This is a genomic window from Burkholderia sp. YHN3-13 (genome assembly GCF_055810675.1).
Genome location: NZ_JBVVNQ010000003.1, coordinates 419,536 through 445,079 on the forward strand (window position 1 = coordinate 419,536; position 25,544 = coordinate 445,079).

Sequence of the window (25,544 nt, forward strand, 5' to 3'; positions counted from 1 at the left end):
GCACGCTGCGTCACCGCCGGTTCGACCGCGACACCACGTCGATCCACACCGCCAGCACCAGTACCGCGCCCTTGACGATCATCTGCCAGTACGCGTCGACGTCCAGCATCGACATGCCGTTGTCGAGGCTTGCCATCACCAGCGCGCCGATCAACGCGCCGTACACGGTGCCCGAGCCGCCGCGCATCGACGTGCCGCCGATGAAGCAGGCGGCGATCGCGTCGAGTTCGCCCATCGTGCCCGCGGACGGCGAGCCGGCCGCGAGCCGCGCGGTGTTCACGATGCCGGCGAACGCGCACATCAGCCCCATCAGCGCGAAGATCGCAAGCTTCACGCGGTCGGTGTCGACGCCCGACAGCCGCGTCGCCTCGAGATTCGAGCCGACCGCATAGATACGCCGCCCGAACACGGTCTGCGTCGCGATCCACGAGAAAATGCCGAGCAGCGCGAGCAGCAGCAGCACCGGCACCGGGATGCCGCCGTAGCGGTCGAGCGTTGCGACGAACGCGAACAGCACCGCGCCCGCGCCCACGATCTTGACGGCGTCCTGCCACGGCGGCGCAACCGTGAGCCGGTAGCGGCGCCGCGTGCCGCGCTGGCGCACGACCAGCAGCGCGACGAGCGCGAACAGCAGCAGCGCGAGGCCGTCCCCGGCCACGCGCGGCAGGTAGCCCTGCCCGAGGAACACGAAGCCGTCGGATACCGGCGCGATCGTCGAGCCGCCCGTCACGCCGAGCAGGATCCCGCGAAACGCGAGCATGCCGCCCAGCCCGACGATGAACGACGGCACGCGCCGATAGGTCGACCACCAGCCGTTGAAGAGCCCGATCAGCACGCCAAGCGCGAGCACCACCGGCACCGTCGCGGCGACCGGCCAGTGACGGTTCACGTCGAGGATCGCCGCGACGCCGCCGAGCAGCCCGAGCAGCGAACCGACCGACAGGTCGATCTCGCCCGCGATGATCACGAACACCATCCCGCAGGCGAGCATGCCGGTGATCGACATCTGCCGCAGCAGGTTCGACACGTTGCGCGGCGTGACGAACGCGCCGTCGGTCAGCACCGAGAAGAAGGCCCAGATCGCCGCGACCGCGAGCAGCAGCGCGAGGATCTTGTAGCGCACGAAGACCTGGCGAAGCTGACTGCCGGTCGGACGACCTGCCGGGTGCGCCGCGTCGTGGCCGCTTGAACGGCGCGCGTCCGCGTCCTGCGTCGCCGGGGTGGAAGAGGAAAGTTCTGGATTCATGTCGCACTCGCTGCGGTGGGTTCGGTCGGCCGCCGGCCGGATTTCAGCGCGGCGCCGAGGATCTGTTCCTGCGTGAGGCCTTCGTTGACGAAATCCCCGCGCAGCTCGCCTTCGCCGATCACCAGCACGCGATCGGCGAGCCCGAGCACCTCCGGCATTTCCGACGACACGACGATCAGCGCGACGCCGCGCTTCGCGAGCGCGAACACGAGCCGGTAGATCTCGGCCTTCGCGCCCACGTCGACGCCGCGCGTCGGCTCGTCGAGAATCAGCACCTGCGGCTCGGCCAGCAGCATCTTCGCGAGCACGGCCTTCTGCTGGTTGCCGCCGGACAGGCTCGCGATCGGCAGGAACGGATGCGCGGCGCGCACCGACAGCCGCTGCATCTCGGTGCGGATCGCATCCAGCTCGGCCGCCGCGTCGATCCGGCCGCGCACCGCGAAGCGCCGCAGCACCGCCAGCGTGATGTTGTGGCCGACACCGAGCTGCGGCACGATGCCGTGACGCTTGCGGTCCTCGGGCACCATCGCGATGCCGGCGCGGATCGCATCGGCAGGCGCCCGGATCGACAACGGCCGGCCGTTCATCAGCACGGTCGCCGTGCTCGCGCCCGGGTACGCGCCGAAGATCGCCTGCATCAGCTCGGTACGGCCCGCGCCGACGAGCCCCGCGACGCCGAGGATCTCGCCGCGCCGCACGCTGAACGACACGTCGTCGACCCGCTTGCGGCGCGGGTTCGTCACGTCGCGGCAGGTCACGTGGCGCGCCTCCAGCACGACCTCGCCGATATCGTGCGGCTCGCGCGGATACAGATCGCGTATCTCGCGGCCGACCATCATCGCGATGATCCGGTCGGTCGTCAGCGCGCGCATCGGCTCGGTCGCGACGTGACGGCCGTCGCGGATCACGGTCACGGTGTCGCACACCGCCTCGACCTCGTCGAGCTTGTGCGAGATGTACACGCACGCGACGCCGCGGCGCTTCAGGTCGCGCACGATGTCGAGCAGGATGCGCGTTTCGGACGCGCTCAGCGACGAAGACGGCTCGTCGAGAATCAGCAGCTTCGCGCGCTTGTTCAGCGCCTTCGCGATCTCGATCAGTTGCTGGTGCCCACCGCCGTAGTTCATCACCGGCTGGGCGACGTTGATCGAGTCGATCCGCAGTTCGTGCAGCAGTGCCTCGGCACGCTGCACCATCGCCGCGAAGTTCATGCGTCCGCCCGGCAGCGTGATCTCGTTGCCGAGGAAGATGTTCTCGGCCACCGACAGCTCGGGCACGAGCATCAATTCCTGGTGGATGATCACGATGCCCGCACGCTCGGTGTCGCGCACGCCGGACGCGACGAGCGGCGCGCCCTCCCAGCGGATCTCGCCGTCCCACGTGCCGTGCGGATACACGCCCGACAGCACTTTCATCAGCGTCGATTTGCCCGCGCCGTTCTCGCCGCACAGCCCCACGCACTCGCCCGGCCGCACCATCAGGTCGATGCCGTCCAGCGCCTTCACGCCGTCGAATTCCTTGACGATGCCGCGCATCGTCAGCAAGGGTTCGGTCATTCGCTCATGCCTCGCAGTGTGCGCGCGGACGCGCCGGTGGGCCGCCCGCGCACCGCGCCGTTACTGGCTCGCCAGCTGTGCCTGGGTATAGAAGCCGTCCTTCACGACGACGTCGACGTTGCGCTTGGTCAGGAGCGTCGGCTGCAGCAGCACCGTGTCGACCTTCTTCCTGCCGTTGTCGTACTGCGCATTGAACGCGGGCTTCGTGCCCTTGGCGAGATCCACCGCGAGCTTCGCCGCTTCGCTCGCGATCAGCTTGAGCGGCTTGTAGACGGTCATCGTCTGCGTCCCGGCGATCACGCGCTTGACGGCGGCGAGATCCGCATCCTGCCCGGACACCGGCACCTTGCCGGCCAGGTGCTGCGCGGCGAGCGCCTGGATCGCGCCGCCCGCGGTGCCGTCGTTCGACGCGACGATCGCATCGATCCGGTTGTTGTTCGCGGTCAGCGCATCCTCGACGATCCGCAGCGCGGTCGACGCGCTCCACTCCGGCACCCACTGCTGGCCGACGACCTTGATGTCGCCGCGATCGATCGCCGGCTTCAGCACCTTCAGTTGCCCTTCGCGCAGCATCTTCGCGTTGTTGTCGGTCGGCGCGCCGCCGAGCAGGAAATAGTTGCCCTTCGGCTTCGCGTCGACGACGCCCTGCGCCTGCAGTTCGCCGACCTTCTCGTTGTCGAACGAGATGTACGCATCGACGTCGGCGTCGAGGATCAGCCGGTCGTAGGACACCACCTTGATGCCGGCCTTGCGCGCCTCGGCCACCACGTTGCCGAGCGTCTTCGAATTGAACGGGACGATCACGATCACGTCCACGCCGCGCGAAATCAGGTTCTCGATCTGCGAGATCTGCCGCTCCTCGCTCGCATCCGCGGACTGCACGGACACTTTCGCGCCGAGCTTCGTGGCGGCGGCCACGAAATAGTCGCGGTCGCGCGACCAGCGCTCGACGCGCAGGTCGTCGATGCAGAAGCCGATTTCCGGCTTGTCCTTGCTCGCGTGCGCGAGCGGCGCGCCCAGCGCGAAGACCGCCAGCGCGGCGGCGCCGGCCAGTGCATTCAATACGGTACGACGTTTCACGGATTTCATGTCTCCATTCCTCTCTTTATTGGACAACGTCACGAACGCCGGGCAGCCGCCGAAGCCGCTCGCCCATCGTCTTGCCACCGCGCGGCACGGCATCGTACGGCGTGCTACGCGCCTGCCGCGAACACCGGTTCGAGCGCCCGGTACAACGCGCGAAACGTCGGGCGCCGCGCGTCCCGATACCACGCGTGGCGCGCCATGTCGGGCTCCCGCACCGCGACGACGGGCGGCTGCGGGCACACGGCGTCGAGCGGCGCATCCGGTTCGAGCGCGAGATGCGCGAGCCGCGCGGCACCGAGCGCCGGGCCGACTTCGCCGCCCGCGCGCAAGGTCAGTGCGCGGCCGCTCAGGTCGGCGAGCATCTGCGTCCAGTACGCGCTGCGCGAGCCGCCGCCGATCACCGTGATGCCGTCCGGCGCGAGCCCGGCCGCATGCAGCGCGTCGATCCCGTCGAGCAGCGCGAAGCCGACGCCCTCGAGCGTCGCGTTCGCGAGATCCGCGCGCCGCGTATCGGGCGTCATCCCGTAGAACACGCCCTTCGCGTTCACGTCGTTGTGCGGCGTGCGCTCGCCGCTCAGATAAGGCAGGAACCACGGGCGCTCCGCGCGCGCGTTGTCCTGCGCGTCGGCGAGCAGCGCGGCCACGCCGTCGTACCCGGCCAGTTGCGCGGTGAAATCGATGCAGCCGGCCGCGTTCAGCATCACCGACATCAGGTGCCAGGTGCGCGGCAACGCATGACAGAAACTGTGCACCGCCGATTCGGGATTCGCGCGAAACCCGTCCGACACGGCGAAATAGACACCCGACGTGCCGAGCGACAGCAGCGCGTCGCCGGGCCGCACGATGCCCACGCCCACCGCGCCGGCCGCGTTGTCGCCCCCGCCCGCGACGACCGGAATCTCGCGCAACCCGAGCGAGCGTGCGACGCCCGGCAGCAGCGTGCCGGCGATGCGGTTGCCCTCGAACACGGCGGGCACCTGCGCGCGCGACAGCCCGCATGCGGCCAGGAGCCCGTCGTCGTAGTCGCGCTTCGCGACGTCGAGCCACAGCGTGCCGGCCGCATCCGACGGGTCGGTCGCGAACATGCCGGTCAACCGGTAGCGCAGATAATCCTTCGGCAGCAGCACGTGGGCGATCCGCGCGAATACGTCCGGCTCGTGCCGGCGCACCCACAGGAGTTTCGGCGCGGTGAAACCGGGCATCGCCAGATTGCCGGCGACGGCACGCAACGTGGGCGCCAGCCGCTCGAGTTCCGCACACTCGGCGTCCGCGCGGCCGTCGTTCCACAGAATCGCGGGGCGCAGCACGTCGCCCCGCGCATCGAGCAGCGTCGCGCCATGCATTTGCCCGGTGAGCCCGATCGCGCCGATGTCGTGCGGATCGATGCCGGCCGCGCGCGCGTCGGCGACCAGCGCCGCCAGCGCGCCGCACGCCGCGTCCCACCAGTCGCGCGGCGCCTGTTCGGACCAGCGCGGGTGCGGCCGGCTCACCGTCAGCGCCTGGCTCGCGCTGGCCCGCACCGCACCGTCGCGGTCGAGCAGCACGGCCTTCACGCCGGACGTACCGAGGTCGACTCCGATATACATGGCGTCAACGCAGCCCGTAGATGGCCTGGTTCACGATGTTCTCGAGCCGCTCCTGCCCGCCGCTCGCATGCTGCGGATTCACGCCGCGCGCGAGCGCGTCGGCGGCGAGCGACTCCAGCGTGTAGCCGCCCGCCAGGATCTCGCGGCCGAATGCGCTGTCCCATTGCGCGTAGCGCTGCCGGCGCAGCGCGTCGAGCCGGTCGTTCTCGACCAGCACGGCAGCGCGCTCCAGCGCCAGCGCGAGCACGTCGATCGCGCCCACGTGGCCGTGGAACAGGTCTTCCGGATCGACGCTCTGGCGGCGCACCTTCGCGTCGAAGTTCATGCCGCCGGTGGTGAAACCGCCGTGGCGCAGGATCTCGTAGAACGCGAGCGTCAGTTCCTCGACGCTGTTCGGAAACTGGTCGGTGTCCCAGCCGTTCTGCGGATCGCCGCGATTCGCGTCGACGCTGCCGAACACGTCGAGCGCGAACGCGTTCGCGATCTCGTGATGGAACGAATGGCCGGCGAGCGTCGCATGGTTCGCCTCGATATTCACGCGGATCTCGTTCTGCAATCCGTACTGCGTGAGGAAACCGTGCACGGTCGCGACGTCGTGGTCGTACTGGTGCTTGGTCGGCTCCTGCGGCTTCGGCTCGATCAGCAGTGCGCCGGTGAAGCCGATCCGGTGCTTGTGCTCGACGACCATCGACAGGAAGCGCGCGAACTGCTCGCGCTCGCGCACGAGATCGGTATTGAGCAGCGTCTCGTAGCCTTCGCGGCCCCCCCACAGCACGTAGTTCTCGCCGCCGAGCCGGTGCGTCGCATCGAGCGCGTGACGCACTTGCGTCGCCGCCCACGCGAACACGTCGGGATTCGGGTTGGTCGCCGCGCCCGCCGCGAAGCGCGGATGCGAGAACAGGTTCGCGGTGCCCCACAGCAGCCGGACGCCCGTGGCCTGCTGACGCTCGCCGAGGTAGTCGGTCATCCGCGCGAAGTTCTCGACGTACTCGCGCAGGCTGTCGCCCTCCGGCGCAACGTCGGTGTCGTGAAACGTGTAGAACGGCGTGCCGAGCTTCGTGAAGAACTCGAACGCCGCATCCGCCTTCTGCCGCGCCCGCTCGAGCGCATCGCCCGGCTGGTCCCACGGCCGCCGGAACGCCCCCTGGCCGAACATGTCGTGGCCCGGCCACACGAACGTGTGCCAGTAGCACACCGCGATCCGCAGATGCGCCTCGAGCGTCTTGCCGAGCACCTGCTTCGTGCGGTCGTAATACCGGTAGGCAAGCGGGTTGTCCGATTGCGGACCTTCGTAGCGAATCGCGGGAATCTGTTCGAAATACGACATGGCGTCTCCGTGCGGTTTCTTGTTGCGGTGCGGCGCGCGGCGCGTGGGCACGCGGGCCGGATTCGATCTGGCTGGATCGTGCCCGTGCACCTGCCCGCCCGCAATTGCGAAATTGCGCAGTACGCTTAACGTTTCTTGCCAGCGCGCTGCGCACGGCATGCGTTCCGTCCTACAATCGCCGGACACCCGACCACCGCGCGGCACGCCCCGCGCCCCCGGAGACAACGGCGCGACGTCCCGCACGGCGCGCGCTTCGAGACCGAGATGAACCGCGCCCCTTCCAGCCAGACACCGCACCGCATCGCGCTGCTGTTCAACGCCAACAAGGTCTACGACCGCGAGATCATCAGCGGCATCGGCCAGTACCTGCGCTCGACGCGCGTGGTGTGGGACCTGTTCCTCGAAGACGATTTCCGCTGCCGGCTCGCCGGCATCGAGCACTTCGACGGCGACGGCATCATGGCCGACTTCGACGATCCGGCCGTGGCCGACGCGCTCGCCGGCTCGCCGCTGCCGATCGTCGCGCTCGGCTCGTCTTACGAGGATCCGGCGCAGTACCCGGACGGCGTGCCGTATATCGCGACCGACAACGCGAAGCTCGTGTCGCTCGCGTACACGCACCTGATCGGCGCCGGGCTCGCGCACTTCGCGATGTACAGCCTGCCCGTCGCGCAGCAGAACCGCTGGGCGCAGCAGCGCGAGCTGGCGTTCGACCGGCTCGCGCGCGCGGACGGGCTCGACGCGCCGATCTACCGCGGGCTGTCGACGAGCGCATCGGCCTGGAACCACGCGATCGAGCAGCTGATCGGCTGGCTGCACGCGCTGCCGAAGCCCGTCGGCATCATCGCGGTGACCGATGCGCGCGCGCGGCACCTGCTGCAGGCCTGCCTGATCGCCGGCCTCGCGGTGCCGGAACAGGTCGCGATCATCGGCATCGACAACGATCCGCTCACCCGCACGCTGACGCGCATCCCGCTGTCGTCCGTGATCCAGGGCACCGAGGAAATGGGCCGGACCGCCGCGCACCTGCTGCACCAGATGCTGCGCGGCGCGCGTTTTCCCGACCGGCGGATTCTCGTGCCGCCCGTCGGGATCAACGTGCTCGAATCGACGCGCCACCAGCCGCTCACGAGCCCGTACGTGATGCGTGCACGCCATTTCATCCGCCAGTACGCGTGCCAGGGCATCAAGACCGAGCAGGTCGCCGACTACGTCGGCGTGTCGCGCTCGCTGCTCGAGGAACACTTCCGGCGCGAACTGCAGCGCACCGTGCACCAGGAAATCCTGCGCCACAAGCTTGAAGCGGCGCAGGCGCTGCTCGCCGGCCGGCAGGCGTCGAGCGCCGAAGTCGCGATCCGCTGCGGGTTCACGTCGCTCCAGTACATGTACGCGGTGTTCCGGCGCGAACTCGGCTGCACGCCGCGCGAATACCAGGAACGCGCGATCGCCGCGCATTGAAGCCGCCTTTACCCATCGAATCCGCCCATGCATATCGATACCGACTCTCTCCACCGGGCGCCCGGCGCCGCACGCGTGCATGCCGAGCCGTGGGGCACGCTGCCCGACGGCGACGCGGTGCGGCGCTATACGCTGCGCAACGCGCACGGGATGCGCGTGGTCGTCAGCGATCTCGGCGCGACCGTCGTGTCGTGGCTCGCACCCGACCGTGCCGGACGCTTCGCCGATATCGTGCTCGCGCACGACACGCCCGCCGAATACGTCGATTCGGGCGTCTACCTCGGCGCGACGATCGGCCGGTGGGCGAACCGGATCGCCGGCGCGCGCTTCACGCTCGACGGCGTCGACTACCGGCTCGATCGCAACGAGCGCGACAACCTGCTGCACGGCGGCGCGAACGGCTTTCACCGCCAGCGCTGGGCGGTCGTCGACGATGGCGGCGGGCTGACGCTGCAGCTCGATTCGCCCGAAGGCGACGCCGGTTTTCCGGGCAACGTGAGCGTGCAGGTTCGCTACGCGCTCGACGACGACGGCACGCTGACGATCGACTACACCGCCGTCACCGACGCACCCACGCCGCTCAACCTGACGAATCACAGCTACTTCAACCTCAGCGGCCGCGCGGGCAGCGACGTACGCGGCCACGTGCTGAGCATCGACGCGGACGCGTTCCTCGAAGTCGACGACGCGCTGATCCCGACCGGCACCGCCGATGTGACCGGCACGGCGTTCGACTTCCGGCAGAGCGCGCCGCTCGGCGCGCGCCTCGACTGGCCGCACGCGCAACTCGCGCGGGCGCGCGGTTTCGATCACTGCTTCGTGCTGCGCGACGGCGCGCACGCGGTCAGGCCGGTCGCGACCATCTACGATCCGGAAAGCGGCCGAGAGCTGATCGTGTCGACCGATCAGCGCGGCCTGCAACTCTATACGGGCAACTATCTGGATGGCGTGCGCGTGAGCGGCGGCACGCGCTGCGTGCGACACGCCGCGCTGTGCGTCGAGGCCGGCGGCTTTCCGGATCAGGTCAACATGGCCGACCTGCGCGACGACGTCATCGTTCAACCGGGCGCCGTCTATCGGCAGACCACGCAATACCGCGTCGGCGTTCGCGCATGACGCGGCGCGCGGCGTCGACCTGTCGAGCCGCCGCGCCGCACGCATTGTCGCGCGATCCGCTACACGCGCCGCATCGTCGCCGATACCAGCGCCGCATCCTCGCCCGTCCCGGCCGGCCGTGCCGCGGGCGCCGCATCGGCCGGCCGCGCACCGAGCCCCGTGCCGCCCGTGCGCCGCCGCGTCGCATGCCGCTCGATCACGCGCTGCAGCACGCAGAACACGCACAGCAGCGCGCCGATCACGATTCGCGTCCACCACGAACTCAACGTGCCGTCGAACGTGATCAGCACCTGGATCGTGCCGAGGATGCCGACGCCGAACACCGAGCCGATCACGTAGCCCACGCCACCCGTCAGCAGCGTGCCGCCGATCACGGTCGCGGCGATCGCGTCGAGCTCCATCCCCTGCGCCTGCAGCCCGTAACCCGACAGCACGTACAGCGTAAACACCACGCCGCCGAGCGCCGAACAGAAGCCGCTCAGCGCGTAGACGCCGATCTTGGTGCGCGCGACCGGCAGCCCCATCAGCAGCGCCGAGCGCTCGTTGCCGCCGATCGCATACACGTTGCGGCCGAAGCGCGTGAAATGCGCGACGTAGATCGCGACGGCCAGCGTCGCGAGCGCGATCAGCGCGCCCGCGCTCAGCATCCCGCCGCCGACCGGCACGCTGATGCCCGCGATCGCATGGAACACCGGTTCGTTGATCGTGATCGACTGCGTCGTGATCAGGAAGCACGCGCCGCGCGCGAGAAACATCCCGGCCAGCGTGACGATGAACGGCTGCAGACGGAAGTAATGGATCAGCGCGCCCATCGCCGCGCCGTACAGCGCGCCGAACGCGAGCACGAGCGGCACGATCACCCACACGGGCCAGTGCAGCCGCTCGGCGCCGACCGCGCAGAAGATCGTTGTCAGCGCAACGACCGAGCCGACCGACAGGTCGATGCCGCCCGACACGATCACGAAGGTCATCCCGATCGCGACGATCAGCAGGAATGCGTTGTCGACGAGCAGCCCGGTCAGCACCTGCATCGAGAAGAAGCCCGTGTACATCACGGACCCGAAGCCGAACAGCGCGGCGAACAGCACGATCGTCACGACGATCGGCAGCGTGCGCGGGTCGGCAAGCCGTGCGAGGAATCGGTTCATCGCGGCGTCGCTCCGGTGGTGGCGCGCGAACGCGCGGCAGGCAGCAGTCGCGACGCGAACCGGACGACGAGCGCACGCGCCGCGTCCGACTGGATCAGCGTCACGACGATCACGACGACCGCCTTGACGACGAGCGTCGCCTCCGGCGGCACGCCGATCGAATAGGTCGTGTAGGTGAGCGTCTGGATGATCAGCGCGCCGAGCACCGAGCCGGCGAGGCTGAAGCGGCCGCCGAGCAGCGACGTGCCGCCGAGCGTCACCGCGAGGATCGCGTCGAGTTCGAGCAGCAGGCCCGCGTTGTTGCCGTCCGCACTGCGCACGTTCGAGCTCGCGAGGATGCCGGCCAGCGCCGACATCACGCCCGAACACAGATAGACGCCGAACACGACCGCGCCCGAGCGCAGCCCGACGAGCCGCGTCGCGACCGGGTTCACGCCGATCGCGCGAATGAACAGCCCGAGCGCCGTGCGGTTCACCAGCAGCGCGGTCGCCGCGATCGTCGCGGCCGCGATCCACACCGCGCACGGCACGGTCGCGAGATAACCGCCGCCCAGCGCGAGGTAGCCCGGCGCGCCGATCGGGATGATCTGACCGCCCGTCAGCAGTTGCGCGACGCCGCGGCCGGCCACCATCAGGATCAGCGTCGCGATGATCGGCTGCATCCCGACGAATGCGACGAGCAGCCCGTTCCACGCGCCGGCCAGCAGCCCGACACCGAGCGCGGCCGCGAGCGCCAGGCCGACCCGCGACGGGTCCGCATCGAGCACGATCGCCGCGGCCGCGCCGGCAATCGCGACGATCGCACCGACCGAGATGTCGATCCCGCGCGTCGCGATCACGAGCGTCATGCCGAGCGACACGAGCACGAGCGGCGCCGCGCGGTTCAGGATGTCGATCGGCGCGCCGAACAGGTGACCGTCGAGCAGCGCGATCGACAGGAAACCCGGACGATACGCGACGTCGAGCGCCAGCAGCAGTACGAGCGTCAGCACCGGCCACGCGAGCGGATGACGAAACAGCGTGCGCAGCCGCGTCATGACTGGCCTCCCGCGATCAGCCGGTACACCTGCTCCTCGGAAGCGTCGGCGCCGGTCAGTTCGGCGACCTTGCGCCGGTCGCGCAGCACCGCGATCCGGTGGCTCACGCGCACCACCTCGCCGATCTCCGACGAGATGAACAGGATCGCGAGCCCGGTCGCGCACAACGCGAGCACGCGCTCCATGATGTCGAACTTCGCGGCGACGTCGATGCCGCGCGTCGGCTCGTCGAGGATCAGCAGCTTCGGGGCCGTCGCGAGCCAGCGCGCGAGCAGCACCTTCTGCTGGTTGCCGCCCGACAGCAGCCCGATCGGCTGCTCCGCGTCGCGCGCCTTGATGCCGAGCCGGGCGATGTACGTCTCGGCGATCTCGCGCTGCCGCGCGCGCGCGATCAGCCGCCACCAACCGCGTCGCGCCTGCAGCGCGAGGATGATGTTCTCGCGGATCGACAGCGCGGCGACGATGCCCTCCTTCTTGCGATCCTCCGGACAGTACGCGATGCCGTGCCGGACCGCATCGTGCGGCGACGCGAGCCGCGTGCGCGCGCCGTCGATCTCGATCGCGCCGGTGTCCGCACGCTCGGCGGCAAACGCCAGCTGCGCGGTTTCGGTGCGCCCCGAGCCGAGCAGCCCCGCCAGCCCGACGATTTCGCCCGGGCGCACGTCGAGATCGAGCGCGCTCATCATCCCGCGCCGGCCGACCTGCTGCATCGACAGGAACGGCGCGGCGCCGCCGGCCGTGCGCTCGACGGCCGCCGCGCCGGCCTGCAGCGTGTCGGACATCCGTTCGCGGCCGGTCATCTTCGCGACCAGCGCGTCGACCGGCAGGTCCCGCGCCAGATACTCGCCTTCGCGCTCGCCGTTGCGCATCACGGTGATCCGGTCGGACACCGCATAGGTTTGCTCGAGAAAGTGCGTGACGAACAGGATCGCGATGCCCGACGCCTTCAACCGGCGCAGCACGTCGAACAGCCGCGCGACCTCGCCGTCGTCGAGGCTCGACGTCGGCTCGTCGAGAATCAGCACGCGCGCGTCGACGGACACGGCGCGCGCGATCGCGACCATCTGCTGGACGGCGATCGGATACGCATCGAGCGAGCGCGTGACGTCGAGCGACAGGTCGAGCTCGGCCAGCGCCGCGCGCGAGCGCGCATGGATCGCGTTCCAGTCGATCGCGCCGCGCCGCATCGGCTGCCGGCCCGCGAAGATATTCTCCGCGACCGACAGGTTCGCGCACAGGTTCACTTCCTGGTAGAGCGTCTGGATGCCGGCCGCCTCGGCCTCACGCGGCGCGGCGAAGCGCACCGGCCGGCCGCCGACGCGAATCTCGCCTGCATCGTGCGCATGCACGCCGGTGAGCACGTTGATCAGCGTCGACTTGCCCGCGCCGTTCTGGCCCATCAACGCGTGGATCTCGCCCGGAAACAGCCGGAAGTTCACGCACTGCAGCGCGCTGACGCCCGGAAACGACTTGTCGATGCCGATCATCTCGACCACCGGCGGACTCTCCATGCAGCCTCCCTCGAAGCGGTTGCGATCCTCGGGCGGCCGCGATGCGGCGGCCCGAGCCGGACCTGCCGGGCCGGTCAGTACTTGCGGGTCGGCATCACCTGCGCGGCGACGCTCATCGGGAACACGGTCTCGTTCGTGACGATGCGCTTGGGCAGCGTCTTGCCGGCGACGACGTCCTTCACCGCGCTCATCAGTTGCGGGCCGAGCAGCGGGCTGCATTCGACGTCGACGTTGATCTTGCCGGCGATCATCGCCTGGAAGCCGCCCTTCGTCGCGTCGAACGACACGACGCTCACGTCCTTGCCGGGCTTGATCCCGGCTTCCTCCATCGCCTGGATCGCGCCGAGCGCCATGTCGTCGTTGTGTGCGTAGACGACGTTGATCTGCTTGCCGTAGGTCTTCGCGAACGCTTCCATCACCTGCTTGCCGCCGGCGAGCGTGAAGTCGCCGCTCTGCGACGCGATCACCTTGAATTTGGGATTGTTCTTGATCACTTCGAGCAGGCCCGCGCGCCGGTCGTTGGCCGGCGCGGAACCGACCGTGCCCTGCAGCTCGACGATGTTGATCGGGCCCGGGTCGTTCTTGTAGCGCTCTTCCATCCAGTGGCCCGCGCGGCGCCCTTCCTCGAGGAAGTCCGAGCCGATCATCGTCACGAACAGCGACGGATCCTTCACGTCGACCGCGCGGTCGGTCAGGATCACCGGGATGTGCGCGGCCTTCGCTTCGGTCAGCACGGGCTCCCAGCCCGATTCGACGACCGGCGAGAACGCGATCACGTCGACCTTCTGCGCGATGAACGAGCGAATCGCGCGAATCTGGTTCTCCTGCTTCTGCTGCGCGTCGGAGAATTTCAGGTTGATGCCGGCATCCTTCGCCGCGCTCTTCACCGACACGGTGTTCGCGGTGCGCCACGCGCTTTCCGCGCCGACCTGCGAGAACCCGAGCGTGATCGGCTTCTGCTGGGCGAACGTGCCCGGCGCCCATACCGTCGCCGCGGCGACGAGCGCACCGGCCGCCAGCTTCCTGATGAATGTCATGGTCCGTCTCCGATGATGTAATTGTCTGCCGCGGCGCTGTTCTGATTCTGCATGGCGCGAACGCGGTGCGGGGCCGGTGCCGGCCGGCGCGTTCGGCCGGCCCGGTCTGCATGCCCCGCATCAGTCTAGGAACAAGTCCGATAACCTTCCAATGAAATATTGGATTGAGGCGATATCGGAATCGGCATACGTATAAACACCTAAAGCACGTCCCGCCCGTTACAGCCGGCCCTGGCCGCGTTTGCGACGCACTCGCCCGCCACGCCATGTTCCGTTCGGCGAATCCGCCGAATGCCGCCTTCGTCATCGTGTGTTCGTTCGCACGCGTGGTATCGCGGCCGCAGCCGGGCCGGGATCGGCGCACGATTCTTGCTCCCCGGGGCTCGAACCGACGAACGACCAGGAGCAGAACATGCGTGCAGGATGCCCTCCCGGAACACGGCCCGGCGATACGCGGATCGGCACACGTGTCGATCGACGCGCCGCAGCATGACGAAGCGCACGCCATCGCGGCCGAATGCGCGCATGCCCGGCGGGCCCCTGCGTCATGTCGACGACCGTCGCCCCGGCTATACGCGCCGGCGGCTCCGCCACGGCTTTGCCTATTACGGACCTGACGGTGCGCGGGTTCGCGACGCCGACGAAATCGCCCGCATCGACGCGCTTGCGATTCCACCCGCGTACACCGACGTATGGATCTGCATGGACCCGCGCGGACATCTGCAGGCAACCGGCCGCGACGCGCGCGGGCGCAAGCAGTATCGCTATCACCCGCTGTGGCGCGAAACGCGGGACGCGAACAAGTACGCGCGGATGGCCGCCTTCGCGCGGGCGCTGCCGCGCATCCGCGCGCGCGTCGCGCGTGATCTGGCGTTGCCGGGCATGCCGCGCGACAAGGTCGTCGCGACGATCGTCCGATTGCTCGACACCACGCTCGCACGGATCGGCAACGCCGAATACGCGCGGGAAAACGGCTCGTACGGGCTGACGACGCTGCGCAAGCGCCATTTGAAGATCCAGCCCGGCCAGGTGCGGCTGCGCTTCGCCGGCAAGAGCGGGATCGAACACGACGTGACGGTCGACGACGCGCGGGTCGCGCGGATCGTGCGGCGCTGTGCGGAGCTGCCCGGTCACGAGTTGTTCCAGTACGTGGACGACGACGGCGCGCGCCATCCGGTCGGCTCGTCCGACGTGAACGACTACCTGCGTGACGCCGGCGGCGCCGATTTCACCGCGAAGGATTATCGGACCTGGGCCGGCAGCGTGCACGCACTCGGCTTGTTGCGGCGCGTGGAGCACCGCGGCATCACGCACGCGCGCAAGCAGATCGTCGAGACCGTGCGCGCGGTGGCGGACCTGCTGCGCAACACGCCGGCCGTGTGCCGGCGCTGCTACATCCATCCGGCCGTGCTGGACGCCTTCGAGGCGGGTGCGCTCGCCGCGCTCGCGGTCGAGCGGACGCCGCGCGGCCTGCGTGCGGACGAAGCGGCCTTCGTGGCAGTGCTCGGCGCCGTCGGCCGGCGCACGGCGAAATGACCGTGCGCATCGTGCCGCCGCCCGTTTAGCGACCGGCACTGGCCGGGACCCGTGTCGTCTTCAACCGGGTTCCGGGCGCATGACCGACAGCCGGATCTGCCCGTTTCCCCGAACTCGTTCACACCACAGGCCCGCACGACGCCGCTGCATGCCAGCCCGGCCGCCCCTAGACGCGGCCCGCCAGATGAAACCGCGACGCCGGATGCCAAAGCTGCACCGACGTCGCGACGTGATCGCCCACCCAGGTACGGCGTCGCAACAACAGGCACGGCTCGCCGATTTCCATCACAAGGTGCCGACGCACCTGCGCATTGGGCTTCTCCGCGTAGATCCTGAACTCGGCACGCTGGATCGGTGCCAGTCGCACCATGTAGTGATTCGGCGTCTCGAGCGTGAAATCCTGCTCGAGATAGTCGGGAAACAAGACCGGATTGACGTAGCGATCCTCGAACTGGATCGGCTCGTCTTCCTCGAAATGCACGATGCGCGAGTGAAACACCGGCCCCGACCGCAGCCCGAGCGCATCGATCGCTTCCGGGTCGACGCTGCGCTCGATCAGCAGCACCCGCGCGCTGTGCCGATGGCCCCGCTCCGCGATCTCGTCCGCGATGTTGCGGATTTCGAGCACCGTCGATTCGTAATGCCGGCGTTCGACGAACGTGCCGGCTCCCTGGATGCGGGTCAGCACGCGTTCGGCCGTCAGTTCGCGCAGCGCGCGCGACACCGTCATCCGGGCCACGCCGAATTCCTTGACCAGTTCGGCCTCGGTGGGAATCGCGCCGCCGGGCTTCCAGTCGCCCTTCGCGATCCGTTCGACCACGTAGCGCTTGATCTGCTGATAGGCCGGCAGTGCACGCGCCGGCCGGGCGGAAAGTTCGCGTTCCGTTTCGTTCATGCGCCCTCGACCGAATGAAAATTGGATGATTCGCCGTGCCCGGTCATCGTCACTGCAACGACGGCGGCACGCCCGCGACGATGCCTGCCGCGATCGCGATATCGTCCGCGAGCGGCCGGTCGTCGTGATACGCCGGCACGCGTTCGCGCACCTGCCGCCACAACGCATCGGTCGACGCGGCCCGCCCCGTTTCGCCCGATTGCAGGTCGTATGCCTGCGCGGCGGCCAGCAGCTCGATCGCGAGCACGCGCGTCGTATTCTCGATGATGTCGAGCGCCTTCAGCGCGGCCGGCGTCGCATGACACAGGTGATCTTCCTGCAGCCCCGACGTGATACCGCCGTCGAGGCTCGCCGGCGCCGCGAGCCGCTGGTTCTGCGCAACCAGCGCGACCGCCGTGTACTGCGCGATCATGAAACCGGAGCAACTGCCGCCCGGCGTCGCGAGAAACGCCGGCAGCCCGCTGACGAGCGGATTCACGAGCCGGTCGAGACGCCGCTCGGCGATCGCCGCAACCTGGGCCATCGCGGCCGCGAGGCTGTCCATCGCGAGCGCGATACCCGCACCGACCGCATGAGCCTGCGAATGCGCGACGGGTGCCTCCCGCGTGCCGGCGACGATCGGATTGTCGGTGACGGACGCGAGTTCGCGATCGACCACCTCCGCCGTCACGGCGAACACGTCGCGCGCCGCGCCATGCACGTGCGGAATCGTGCGCAGGCTGAGCGGATCCTGCGTATGCCGGCCGCTCGCCGCGCACAGCATCCCGCTGCCCGCCAGCAGCGCACGCAAGCGCGCCCCGACCTGCCCGATGCCCGGCGAAATCCGCAGCGCGAGCGACGCCGGATCGAATGACGCGAGTTGCCCGCCGAGGTTCTCGAAGCTCATCGCCGCGATCCAGTCGGCCCAGTCGAGCAACCGTTCCGCGCGCGCGAGGGCGAGCGCGGCCAGGCCGGTGACGCACGGTGTGCCGTTGACGAGGCTCAACCCTTCCTTCGCGCCGAGGACGAGCGGCTCGCGACCGATACGGCGCAGCGCCTCGTCGCCGCGCATGCGCTCGCCGCGATGGCGCGCATGACCGTGACCGATGCAGACGAGCGCGACGTGAGCCATGTGGGTCAGATAGCCGACCGACCCGTGCGCCGGCACTTCGGGCAGGCAATCGTGCTCGAGCAATGCGACGAGCTGCTCGACGACGTCGACCCGCACGCCCGAATACCCGTGCACGTAATTGTTGATCGCCGCCGCGATGATCGCGCGCGTTTCCGCCGCGCCGAGCGGCACGCCGACGCCCACCGCGTGGCTCATCAGGATATTGCGCGACAGCTCGCTCTGCTGGGCCGGCGATACGATCACGTTGCACAGCGCGCCGACCCCCGTGTTGACGCCGTACGCGCGAATGCCGCGCGCGACGATTTCGTCGACGAGTTCGCGAGCGGCGACGACGCGCGCGCGGGCGTCGTCGGTCAATGCCAGCGGCGCGCCTGCCGCCACCGCCGCAACCTGGCGCCAGTCGAGCGGCCGTGCCGCGCGGAATACGGTCATGACGGCCTCAGTTGGTGGTGCGGTCGTGGTGGCTCGACACGAATTGCCGGAAGCGCTCGGAGGTCTGGCCGCCGAAGACCGCGTCGGGCGTCCCGTCCGTGTCGACCTCGCCCTGATGCAGGAACATCACGCGATTCGACACGTGCCGCGCAAAGCCCATTTCATGCGTGACGACCAGCATCGTGCGGCCCTCTTCCGCGAGCGAGCGCATCACGCGCAGCACCTCGCCGACCAGCTCGGGGTCGAGTGCCGACGTCGGTTCGTCGAACAGCATCACTTTCGGATGCATCGCGAGCGCGCGGGCGATCGCGACGCGCTGCTGCTGCCCGCCCGACAGGTGGGCAGGATAGTAGCCGCGCTTGTCCGCGAGGCCGACGCGCGCCAGCAGCGCCTCGGCCTCTTCGACCGCTTCGGCGCGGCTGCGCTTTTGCACGCGCAGCGGCCCTTCGACGAGGTTGTCGAGCACCGTCATGTGCGACCACAGGTTGAAGTTCTGGAACACCATGCCGAGCTGCGAACGGATCCGGTCGACCTGGCGGCGGTCGCTCGGGTGCAGCTTGCCGTCGCGCGCGCGCTTCATCGCCAGTTGTTCGCCCGCGAGCGCGACCGAGCCGTCGTCGGGGGTCTCGAGCAGGTTCAGGCAGCGCAGGAACGTGCTCTTGCCCGATCCGCTCGCGCCGAGGATCGAGATGACGTCGCCCTCATGCGCGTCGAGCGAAATGCCCTTCAGCACATGATGATCGCCGAACGACTTGTGGATGTTCTTGACCGACAGCGCAACGGGAGCAGCGGTGTTCATCGAATTCTCCAGGAAGGAATGGCGCGCTCAGGAGGCGACGCGCCGGGCATTGCGGGCCGACGCGGGCGCACCGGACGGCTTCGGCGCGCGCAGGTGCGCCGAGAGCCGCCATTCGAGCGCGCCGAGCAGGCGCACGACGATGAAGTTCAGGCCCAGATAGATGACGGCGGCGCAAACGAACACTTCGGTCGTCCGATAGGTTTGCTGAATGATCTGCTGCGCGACGCCCGTCACCTCCCACACGGTGACGAGGCTCGCGAGCGCGGTCGACTTGACGAGCAGCACGGCCTCGGTCGAATACGCGGGCAGACACTGGCGCAGCGCGATCGGGCCGATCACGCGCCGCAACAGCGCGAAACCGGACAGACCGATCGAGTAACCGGCTTCGATCTGCCCGACCGGCACGGCCATCAGCCCGCCGCGCAGGATCTCGGCCGTGTAGCCGGCCGTGCACAGCGCGAGCGACAGGACCGCGCAGACATAAGGTTCGCGCAGCAGCGGCCACATGAAACTCTCGCGGATCACGCCGAACTGGCCGAGCCCGTAATACACGAGAAACATCTGGATCAGCAGCGGCGAGCCGCGAAACACCAGGATGTACGCGCGCGCAAAACGGTTCGGCAGCCAGTGCGGCGACACGCGCATCGTGACGATCACGAGCGACAGCAGGCCGCCGAGCACGAGCGACGCGAAGAACAGCCCGAGCGTGGTCGGCACGGCCGCGAGCAGCTGGCGCAGCGTATCGAGGAGAAAGCCGAAATCGATGGACATGCGCGTTCTCCGTCAGTTGCGCGCGAAATTGCGGCGGAACGACCGGCCGACGATCGCTTCCGCCCGGTTGAACACGCGGTTCGACAAGCCCGTCATCAGCAGGTACAGCGCACCGCCCGCGACGAAGAACACGAAGTACTGGTGGGTCGAATTGGCGGCGATCTGGCTCGTGCGCAGCAGCTCGGCCAGGCCGGTGACCGAGATCAGCGCCGAGTCCTTCAGGCTCAATTGCCATACGTTGCCGATACCGGGCAGCGCGAAGCGCAGCACCTGCGGAACCAGGATGCGGCGCAGCACCATGCTGCGGGGCATGCCGATCGAGCGTGCCGCCTCGAGCTCGCCCTTCGACACCGCGAGCACCGCCGCGCGATAGACCTCCGCCTGGTAGGCGCCCGAAATCATCCCGACCGCGAGCGCGCCGATCACGAACGGCGGCACGCCGATGAATCCTTCCGCGCCGAACCACTGGCCGACGGCCGTGACGAGCGTCGAGCCGCCGAAGTAGAACAGATAGATGACGAGCAGTTCGGGCACGCCGCGAAATACCGTCGTGTACAGGTCGCCGAGCAGCCGGGCGCTGCGGTAGCGCGACAGCTTGGCCGCCGCGATCGCCGCGCCGATCACCGCGCCGACCGCGAGCGCGGCGAGCGTCAGCGCCACCGTCATCAGCGCGGCGAGCAGCAGCACGCCGCCCCAGCCTTCGGTTCCGAAGCCGAGCATTTCAAGAATCGCCATGCGTGCCTCCCGGCAAGCGTTGAGTGAATCGGCAGGATGCCGGCCGCCGCGCGTGTCGCTTACGCGGCGGCGGCCCAATGCGCGCTTACGGCGTGACGTCGGTCTTGAACCAATTGTCGGCGAGCTTCTTCACCGTGCCGTCCGCGAGCGCCGCGCCGATCGCCGTATCGAACTTCGTCTTCAGGTCGGCATCCTGCTTGCGGAACGCAAGCCCTTCGCCCGGCCCCCAGATCGGCCCGCCGAGCTTCGGGCCCGCGAGCACGATCGACGCGTTGTCCTTCTTCGCGTTGTTCGCCGCGTAGTACGTGACGTCGTCGAACGATGCGTCGATGCGCCCGGCGACGAGGTCGAGATCGCGCTCGGGGGAGGTCTTGTACACGCGAATCGACGCGATGTCCTTGAAGCTGTCGTTGATGAATTTCGTGTAGACGGTGCCCGACTGGATGCCGATCGTCTTGCCCTTCAGCTGCTTGCGCAGCGCGTCGACGGTGGGCTTGTCGGCATTGGCGTCGCCCGTCAGCTTGACGATCGGCGCGCCGGGCGCGGCCTTCGGCAGGATCTTGGTGTCGGTGACGGCGAACGTCGCGGGCGTCGCCGCGTACGGACGCGAGAACAGCAGGATCTTTTCGCGGTCCGGCGTGATGGAAATCGCATCCATCAGGATATCGAACTTGCCGGCCTGCAGGCCGGGGATCATCCCGTCCCAGTCCTGCGCGACCATGTTGCACTGCACCTTGATCCGTTCGCACACGTTGGCGAGCAGCTCCGGTTCGAAGCCGCCCAGCTTGCCGCCGGGCAGCGTGAGGTTCCAGGGTGCGTAGCCGCCTTCGAGCGCGACCGTCACCGTTTTCCATTCCTTGGCCTGCACGGGAGCCGCGAGCGTTGCCGCCGCGGCCGCGATGATGCCGATCGTCCTGAGTGCCCAGTTGATGCGCTTGCCGTTCACGAGATTTCTCCTTGCGTTGAAGTTCGCCATCCCTTCGGTGCAGCAAGCCGCCTCAGGAATTTGTCTATACAAGCATGCAAGAAGAAAAACGGCGATACAAGCGGTGATCAAAAAAAACCGGGGAAACGCGGGAAATCCCCTAATTTCAAGGCTTTCACGTGCCCCATCGAAGAGAATTCGGGCACGGGTTTGGTGCAGTTCGTGCAGATCAATCACAAGGATGACTAGACAAATTCCGGATTCGATCGGCATCGCGGCTGCCGCGCGACGAGCCATTTCCGTCGATCCGATTCGCCATGCGCGCGCGATTGAAAGCAACTGGTCGCCGGGGCTGACGTCACGCGTCGAATGTGCGCCAACGCTCACCCCGTGTATCAACACGGCTTCGATCCGGTGCCGCTCGTTGTCGGGTTGTGTGCATGCCGATGCGGAGCGGTCCGGGTTCCCGAAGGTGGAAGCCTGAACCGGTCCGACTGCAAATCCTTCGATCGCTCGATCGGCTTGCGCTTGCCGATCGATCCGGCACGGACGACATCGCGTACCGGACGGCACATCCGTGAACAGGCTTCCGGAAAACCTCGGCAGCGGGCATTTCAATCCCGGTATTTCGTTGCACTCGCCCGTGAATGGCCAGCTTCACGTCCTCCCGTTCGGGACGGGCGCACCCGCGTTGCCGTCACGATGGTCCGGGGCCGATGCGGACCGGCATTGCGCCCCATCAGGCGCGCGCGTCGGGTTCGGTTCACGCAGCACGTTGGCGCGGCTGCCGTCGTCATTCGGCAATTGGGGCTGCCCGCGCGCGAACGCGGGCGCGACCGCCGCCGCGAGCAGCGCGGCGATCGCCAGTCGGGAAAAGCTTTTCATCGCCCGACTCCCCGCTTACTGCGCGCTGGCGGCCGGTACGGACACCGACGCGGTCGCCGTGCTCTGCTCGCCATGCGCAATTGCATAGAGTTCGCGATTGCGCGCGATCGTCTGCGTGCTCGGCGGATAGTCCCAGTTCGACGTCGGCACGGTGCCGTCACGCTGCGCCTGAACGAGATCGGCGATCACGTCGACGCGGGTCGGACCCGATGACGACGTCTGTGCGAAAGCGGCCATCGGCGTGCCGATGGCGAGGGCGAGCAGCGCGGCAGCTGCGATCAATCTGCGATTCATGATGAAACTCCCCAGAACGGTTCGATGAGGACGCATCGTCGATGCGCCGCCGGCGGAACCGCGGATGCGATTCGCCGCCTGACGCTTTCATTCTGGTGATCGCGACCGGCACGACGCTGACGCCCGGATGACAATCCTGAAATCCGCCGCATCGCGCGCAGGTTCACGACGACGATAATCGACCTGCGCGGGCTGGCCGATCGGCGGCGGTACCCGAACGCGCGCCAATGCGAAACCGGCACCCGCCCGAAGACGGCCTGTCCTTCGTCACGCCGTCCGCCCGGGCGCGGCCGGCCAACGTCGGCGTGCTGGCCGAGTTCTTCGTCGCGAAGCTGACCGCGACCGGGTGGCGCGCCGGCAGCGTGTCGGGCCGCCCGACGATCAGCCGGCCGAGCGGGACGATCGACTGCCGCAGCCGGTCGGCGGGCAGGCTCGCGAGCGCGGCGCGAGACGCGGCAGGCACCGGGTCCACGAAATTGACGTCCGGACGGAAGCACGGCGGCACGATCGCATCGAGGAGCGGTGGCACGATGCTGCCGGCCGCGCAGGCGCGCTTCGAGAATGCGGCGCCCGCGCGCCGCCCGTTCGACCATGGCGCGCTCTTCGCGACCGGCATCTTCGTGATGGCGTTGACGGCGATCGGCCTCGACTCGACGACCACCGCGATCGCGTCGCTGCGCGAACGCAATACGTTCAAGCTGTACGTGTGCTTACCCGTCTCGCGCGGATGGCGATGATCGCGCTGCAGGCGCTCGTGCTCGTGACGGCCGCGCGCAGTCGCTCGCGGCCGCCGAACTCGTGTGCAACGTCACCGACTACCCGCTGCCGTTCTTCAGCGATCTGACGATCCCGATGCACGACGCGTCGCCACGCTGTTCCGACGAAGGAAAGACACCAATGACATCGAGCAATCCCATAACCGGCTACCTGCTGCACGCAAGCAACCCCCTGCCCGCGATCGTGCTCCTGTTCCACGGCCGGCTGCGCCCCGAACAGCCGGACCTGCTCGGGACGCACGCGTTCCTGATCGGCGACATGCTCGCGCTCATGCACGGCGCCTGGCCGATCCGTCGCGCGAAACGCAACAGCATCGCGATCGGCATCGACCTATTCTTCGTGATCGGTGCGGTGCGGTGCTGGCACTGGTGTCGCCGGCAGGTAGCCGTCTGTGGGGCGACTGTGGAGCGAGGAACTCGGGCTGGCCGCGACACCCATCCGCGTGCTGGTGGTCGGCATTATGCGTACCGCGCGGTCGGACGGCGGTTTCGTCGACGGCACGTTCGTCGACCATGCGCGTGCACGTTCGCTGTCGCTCGTGCTGCTCGCCGTCACGGCCGTCGCGCTCGCGGTGTCGATCACGATGCGGCACAGCCCGCTGTGGGGCGGCGTCGGGCCGGTCAATATCGCGTACTGCCGCAAGCACGTGCCGGCCGCGCAGCGGCAGCTTGCCGCCGCCGTCCGGCACGCCGTCGACCCGCCGGGCCTGATCGGACGGGTCCGCTACTGACACGCCGGTTCGCGGCGCCACGGAGAATGTCGCATGACGTTTCGACAGCCGCGCGGCCCGGGCACCGCGTCCGAACCGGACGCCGATCCCCGGCTTGCCGGCATCCGGGCCACGCTGTCCGATTCGGGGCGGTCGTGAACGTGCGCGGCGTGGCTGACGTGATCACGCAGCCGCCGCGCGATCGCGCGCGTCAGAACACCGCGTGCCCGCTGATCAGGCTCGGCAGCCAGGTCGAGAAAAACGGCATGTACGTGACGATGTTGATCGCACTGAAGATCGCGAGGTAGTACGGCCACGCCATCTTCGTGGTCTCGCCGATCGACACGTTGCCGATCGCGCAGCCGACGAACTGCACCGACCCGATCGGCGGATGCACGAGGCCGAGCGAGCAGTTCAGCAGCAGCATGATCCCGAACTGCACCGGCCCGACGCCGCACGCCATCGCGATCGGCAGGAACAGCGGTGTCGTGATCAGGATGTGCGCGGCCATGTCGACGAACGTGCCGAGAAACACCTGGATGATGTTGATGTACAGCAGCATCAGCCACGGCGCGGCGGTCGACTGCTTGAGCAGCCCTTCGATCGCATCCGGAATCTCCAGGTACGACATCTGGAAGCGCAGCATGTTGGACACCGCGATCAGCAGCAGCACGACACCCGTCGTGCGCGCCGCATGCGACAGCGCGCGGCGCAGCTTCGCGGCCGTCAGCGTGCGGTAGACGAGCGCGGTCAGCACGAGCGAGTACACGACGGCGATCGCGGCCGCTTCGGTCGCGGTGGCGATGCCCTTCGCGACGCACACGAGGATGATCGCGATCACCATCAGCCCGGGCACCGCGCCGACGAAGCTGCGCAGCACCGCATACCAGCCGGGAAACGCGGGCAGCGCGGACGAGCCGTCCTCGCGGCGCGGGTAGCCGTGACGCACGGCCTGCCAGTACGCGGCGGCGAGCACGAAGCCCATCACCCACAGCACCGGCAGCAGCCCCGAGAACAGCAGGTCGCCGATCGACACGCCGCTCACCGGCTGGCCGTGCAGCATGCCGGTGATGCCCTGCGCGGCGAACGCGTAGATGATCATGTTGGTCGACGTCGGCATCAGCGCGCCGGCGAGCGACGCGTGCGTCGTCACGTTGACCGCGTACGCGGCGCTGTAGCCTTCGCGCTTCATCAGCGGAATCACCACGCCGCCCATCGCGGACGTATCGGCGGTCGGCGAGCCCGACACGCCGCCGAACAGCGTGCACGCGACGACGTTCGCCATCCCGAGGCCGCCGCGGAAATGGCCGACGGTCGCCTGCGCGAAGCGCAGGATCCGGTCCGCGATGCCGCCGTGCAGCATCAGTTCGCCGGAGAAGATGAAGAACGGCACCGCGAGGAACGAGAACGCGTTCATCCCCGAGATCATCGCCTGCATCGCGGTCGCGATCGGCAGGCCTTCGACCATGTAGGTCAGCACGCAGGCTATCCCGAGCGCGAACGACACGGGCACGCCGAGGACGAGAAAAATCAGAAAACTGACGGACAGGATCGCGAGTCCCATGGC

General features: G+C 68.7%; 22 protein-coding genes and 1 pseudogene. 4 read left to right on the forward strand and 19 right to left on the reverse strand.

From position 1 onward, the window contains the following. Nucleotides 1-10 precede the first annotated feature (10 nt). The 5 genes from AC0KUR_RS10145 to xylA form a co-directional block, all read right to left on the reverse strand. A complete protein-coding gene (locus AC0KUR_RS10145) occupies nt 11-1,246 on the reverse strand; it encodes a sugar ABC transporter permease (protein ID WP_473375820.1) in 1,236 nt (411 codons plus the stop codon). Then, nucleotides 1,243-2,802 (reverse strand): D-xylose ABC transporter ATP-binding protein, encoded by a 1,560-nt coding sequence (gene xylG, locus AC0KUR_RS10150; RefSeq protein WP_473375821.1) that lies wholly within the window; start codon nt 2,800-2,802, stop codon nt 1,243-1,245. The genes AC0KUR_RS10145 and xylG overlap by 4 nt, the downstream gene beginning before the upstream one ends. Before the next feature lie 60 nt (nt 2,803-2,862). Continuing rightward, the gene (gene xylF, locus AC0KUR_RS10155) at nt 2,863-3,891 is read right to left on the reverse strand and encodes a D-xylose ABC transporter substrate-binding protein (RefSeq protein ID WP_034191842.1); all 1,029 of its coding nucleotides are present in this window, start codon (nt 3,889-3,891) and stop codon (nt 2,863-2,865) included. Between the two features lie 104 nt (nt 3,892-3,995). Continuing rightward, nucleotides 3,996-5,474 (reverse strand): xylulokinase, encoded by a 1,479-nt coding sequence (xylB, locus tag AC0KUR_RS10160; RefSeq protein ID WP_473375822.1) that lies wholly within the window; start codon nt 5,472-5,474, stop codon nt 3,996-3,998. Nucleotides 5,475-5,478: 4 nt separating this feature from the next. Further along, nucleotides 5,479-6,801, reverse strand: coding sequence for a xylose isomerase (xylA, locus tag AC0KUR_RS10165; RefSeq protein ID WP_034192028.1), 1,323 nt, complete (start codon nt 6,799-6,801; stop codon nt 5,479-5,481). 264 nt (nt 6,802-7,065) lie between these two features. Between xylA and AC0KUR_RS10170 the strand changes: the two genes are divergently transcribed. Further along, nucleotides 7,066-8,259, forward strand: a complete 1,194-nt coding sequence (locus tag AC0KUR_RS10170) for a XylR family transcriptional regulator (protein ID WP_034191844.1) — start codon at nt 7,066-7,068, stop codon at nt 8,257-8,259. 27 nt (nt 8,260-8,286) lie between these two features. Beyond that, complete coding sequence (locus AC0KUR_RS10175; protein WP_473375823.1) at nt 8,287-9,375, forward strand: aldose epimerase family protein; 1,089 nt, start codon at nt 8,287-8,289, stop codon at nt 9,373-9,375. A gap of 59 nt (nt 9,376-9,434) precedes the next feature. Here the strand turns inward: AC0KUR_RS10175 and yjfF are convergent, their stop codons facing one another. From yjfF to AC0KUR_RS10195, 4 genes are all read right to left on the reverse strand, one after another. After that, nucleotides 9,435-10,523 (reverse strand): galactofuranose ABC transporter, permease protein YjfF, encoded by a 1,089-nt coding sequence (gene yjfF / locus AC0KUR_RS10180; RefSeq protein ID WP_200086730.1) that lies wholly within the window; start codon nt 10,521-10,523, stop codon nt 9,435-9,437. Next, a complete protein-coding gene (locus tag AC0KUR_RS10185; protein ID WP_049029265.1) occupies nt 10,520-11,560 on the reverse strand; it encodes an ABC transporter permease in 1,041 nt (346 codons plus the stop codon). Before AC0KUR_RS10185 ends, yjfF begins: the two co-directional genes overlap by 4 nt. Then, on the reverse strand, nt 11,557-13,071 hold the full coding sequence (locus AC0KUR_RS10190) for a sugar ABC transporter ATP-binding protein (RefSeq protein WP_473375824.1): 1,515 nt from the start codon (nt 13,069-13,071) through the stop codon (nt 11,557-11,559). The genes AC0KUR_RS10185 and AC0KUR_RS10190 overlap by 4 nt, the downstream gene beginning before the upstream one ends. A gap of 74 nt (nt 13,072-13,145) precedes the next feature. Further along, nucleotides 13,146-14,108, reverse strand: coding sequence for an ABC transporter substrate-binding protein (locus AC0KUR_RS10195; protein WP_006405299.1), 963 nt, complete (start codon nt 14,106-14,108; stop codon nt 13,146-13,148). A 489-nt stretch (nt 14,109-14,597) separates the two neighbouring features. Here AC0KUR_RS10195 and AC0KUR_RS10200 point away from each other — a divergent pair, with 489 nt between their 5' ends. Further along, nucleotides 14,598-15,644, forward strand: a complete 1,047-nt coding sequence (locus AC0KUR_RS10200; protein ID WP_473375825.1) for a DNA topoisomerase IB — start codon at nt 14,598-14,600, stop codon at nt 15,642-15,644. Between the two features lie 166 nt (nt 15,645-15,810). On the opposite strand, the gene hutC is transcribed toward AC0KUR_RS10200, so the two are convergent. From hutC to AC0KUR_RS10245, 9 genes and pseudogenes are all read right to left on the reverse strand, one after another. Continuing rightward, the gene (gene hutC / locus AC0KUR_RS10205) at nt 15,811-16,539 is read right to left on the reverse strand and encodes a histidine utilization repressor (protein ID WP_034191849.1); all 729 of its coding nucleotides are present in this window, start codon (nt 16,537-16,539) and stop codon (nt 15,811-15,813) included. 49 nt (nt 16,540-16,588) lie between these two features. After that, nucleotides 16,589-18,082, reverse strand: a complete 1,494-nt coding sequence (locus AC0KUR_RS10210; RefSeq protein WP_034191850.1) for an HAL/PAL/TAL family ammonia-lyase — start codon at nt 18,080-18,082, stop codon at nt 16,589-16,591. Between the two features lie 7 nt (nt 18,083-18,089). Then, complete coding sequence (locus tag AC0KUR_RS10215; protein WP_006405304.1) at nt 18,090-18,881, reverse strand: ABC transporter ATP-binding protein; 792 nt, start codon at nt 18,879-18,881, stop codon at nt 18,090-18,092. A gap of 27 nt (nt 18,882-18,908) precedes the next feature. Next, complete coding sequence (locus tag AC0KUR_RS10220; protein ID WP_473375826.1) at nt 18,909-19,652, reverse strand: ABC transporter permease; 744 nt, start codon at nt 19,650-19,652, stop codon at nt 18,909-18,911. A 12-nt stretch (nt 19,653-19,664) separates the two neighbouring features. Further along, the gene (locus AC0KUR_RS10225) at nt 19,665-20,387 is read right to left on the reverse strand and encodes an ABC transporter permease (RefSeq protein WP_006405306.1); all 723 of its coding nucleotides are present in this window, start codon (nt 20,385-20,387) and stop codon (nt 19,665-19,667) included. A gap of 85 nt (nt 20,388-20,472) precedes the next feature. After that, nucleotides 20,473-21,333, reverse strand: a complete 861-nt coding sequence (locus tag AC0KUR_RS10230; RefSeq protein ID WP_473375827.1) for a transporter substrate-binding domain-containing protein — start codon at nt 21,331-21,333, stop codon at nt 20,473-20,475. Between the two features lie 636 nt (nt 21,334-21,969). Beyond that, complete coding sequence (locus tag AC0KUR_RS10235; protein ID WP_473375828.1) at nt 21,970-22,197, reverse strand: hypothetical protein; 228 nt, start codon at nt 22,195-22,197, stop codon at nt 21,970-21,972. 15 nt (nt 22,198-22,212) lie between these two features. Then, nucleotides 22,213-22,491: a DUF4148 domain-containing protein gene (locus tag AC0KUR_RS10240; RefSeq protein ID WP_226229171.1), complete on the reverse strand. Its 279-nt coding sequence runs from the start codon at nt 22,489-22,491 to the stop codon at nt 22,213-22,215. A 352-nt stretch (nt 22,492-22,843) separates the two neighbouring features. Continuing rightward, nucleotides 22,844-23,035 (reverse strand): annotated as a pseudogene (locus tag AC0KUR_RS10245) (alpha/beta fold hydrolase); the annotation flags it as partial. A gap of 624 nt (nt 23,036-23,659) precedes the next feature. Here AC0KUR_RS10245 and AC0KUR_RS10250 point away from each other — a divergent pair. Then, nucleotides 23,660-23,998: a lactate dehydrogenase gene (locus tag AC0KUR_RS10250; RefSeq protein ID WP_473375829.1), complete on the forward strand. Its 339-nt coding sequence runs from the start codon at nt 23,660-23,662 to the stop codon at nt 23,996-23,998. A gap of 190 nt (nt 23,999-24,188) precedes the next feature. Here the strand turns inward: AC0KUR_RS10250 and AC0KUR_RS10255 are convergent, their stop codons facing one another. After that, nucleotides 24,189-25,541, reverse strand: a complete 1,353-nt coding sequence (locus tag AC0KUR_RS10255) for a TRAP transporter large permease (RefSeq protein ID WP_473375830.1) — start codon at nt 25,539-25,541, stop codon at nt 24,189-24,191. Nucleotides 25,542-25,544: the final 3 nt, after the last annotated feature.

Excerpts from the sequence above, each read along its gene's own strand:
- hutC (WP_034191849.1), bottom strand. The coding sequence starts at position 16,539 with ATGAACGAAACGGAACGCGAACTTTCCGCCCGGCCGGCGCGTGCACTG.
- yjfF (WP_200086730.1), bottom strand. The coding sequence starts at position 10,523 with ATGAACCGATTCCTCGCACGGCTTGCCGACCCGCGCACGCTGCCGATC.
- AC0KUR_RS10170 (WP_034191844.1), top strand. The coding sequence starts at position 7,066 with ATGAACCGCGCCCCTTCCAGCCAGACACCGCACCGCATCGCGCTGCTG.
- AC0KUR_RS10175 (WP_473375823.1), top strand. The coding sequence starts at position 8,287 with ATGCATATCGATACCGACTCTCTCCACCGGGCGCCCGGCGCCGCACGC.
- AC0KUR_RS10190 (WP_473375824.1), bottom strand. The coding sequence starts at position 13,071 with ATGGAGAGTCCGCCGGTGGTCGAGATGATCGGCATCGACAAGTCGTTT.
- AC0KUR_RS10210 (WP_034191850.1), bottom strand. The coding sequence starts at position 18,082 with ATGACCGTATTCCGCGCGGCACGGCCGCTCGACTGGCGCCAGGTTGCG.
- AC0KUR_RS10215 (WP_006405304.1), bottom strand. The coding sequence starts at position 18,881 with ATGAACACCGCTGCTCCCGTTGCGCTGTCGGTCAAGAACATCCACAAG.
- xylF (WP_034191842.1), bottom strand. The coding sequence starts at position 3,891 with ATGAAATCCGTGAAACGTCGTACCGTATTGAATGCACTGGCCGGCGCC.
- AC0KUR_RS10200 (WP_473375825.1), top strand. The coding sequence starts at position 14,598 with ATGACGAAGCGCACGCCATCGCGGCCGAATGCGCGCATGCCCGGCGGG.
- xylB (WP_473375822.1), bottom strand. The coding sequence starts at position 5,474 with ATGTATATCGGAGTCGACCTCGGTACGTCCGGCGTGAAGGCCGTGCTG.
- AC0KUR_RS10185 (WP_049029265.1), bottom strand. The coding sequence starts at position 11,560 with ATGACGCGGCTGCGCACGCTGTTTCGTCATCCGCTCGCGTGGCCGGTG.
- AC0KUR_RS10145 (WP_473375820.1), bottom strand. The coding sequence starts at position 1,246 with ATGAATCCAGAACTTTCCTCTTCCACCCCGGCGACGCAGGACGCGGAC.
- AC0KUR_RS10240 (WP_226229171.1), bottom strand. The coding sequence starts at position 22,491 with ATGAATCGCAGATTGATCGCAGCTGCCGCGCTGCTCGCCCTCGCCATC.
- xylA (WP_034192028.1), bottom strand. The coding sequence starts at position 6,801 with ATGTCGTATTTCGAACAGATTCCCGCGATTCGCTACGAAGGTCCGCAA.
- AC0KUR_RS10235 (WP_473375828.1), bottom strand. The coding sequence starts at position 22,197 with ATGAAAAGCTTTTCCCGACTGGCGATCGCCGCGCTGCTCGCGGCGGCG.
- AC0KUR_RS10255 (WP_473375830.1), bottom strand. The coding sequence starts at position 25,541 with ATGGGACTCGCGATCCTGTCCGTCAGTTTTCTGATTTTTCTCGTCCTC.
- xylG (WP_473375821.1), bottom strand. The coding sequence starts at position 2,802 with ATGACCGAACCCTTGCTGACGATGCGCGGCATCGTCAAGGAATTCGAC.
- AC0KUR_RS10195 (WP_006405299.1), bottom strand. The coding sequence starts at position 14,108 with ATGACATTCATCAGGAAGCTGGCGGCCGGTGCGCTCGTCGCCGCGGCG.
- AC0KUR_RS10220 (WP_473375826.1), bottom strand. The coding sequence starts at position 19,652 with ATGTCCATCGATTTCGGCTTTCTCCTCGATACGCTGCGCCAGCTGCTC.
- AC0KUR_RS10225 (WP_006405306.1), bottom strand. The coding sequence starts at position 20,387 with ATGGCGATTCTTGAAATGCTCGGCTTCGGAACCGAAGGCTGGGGCGGC.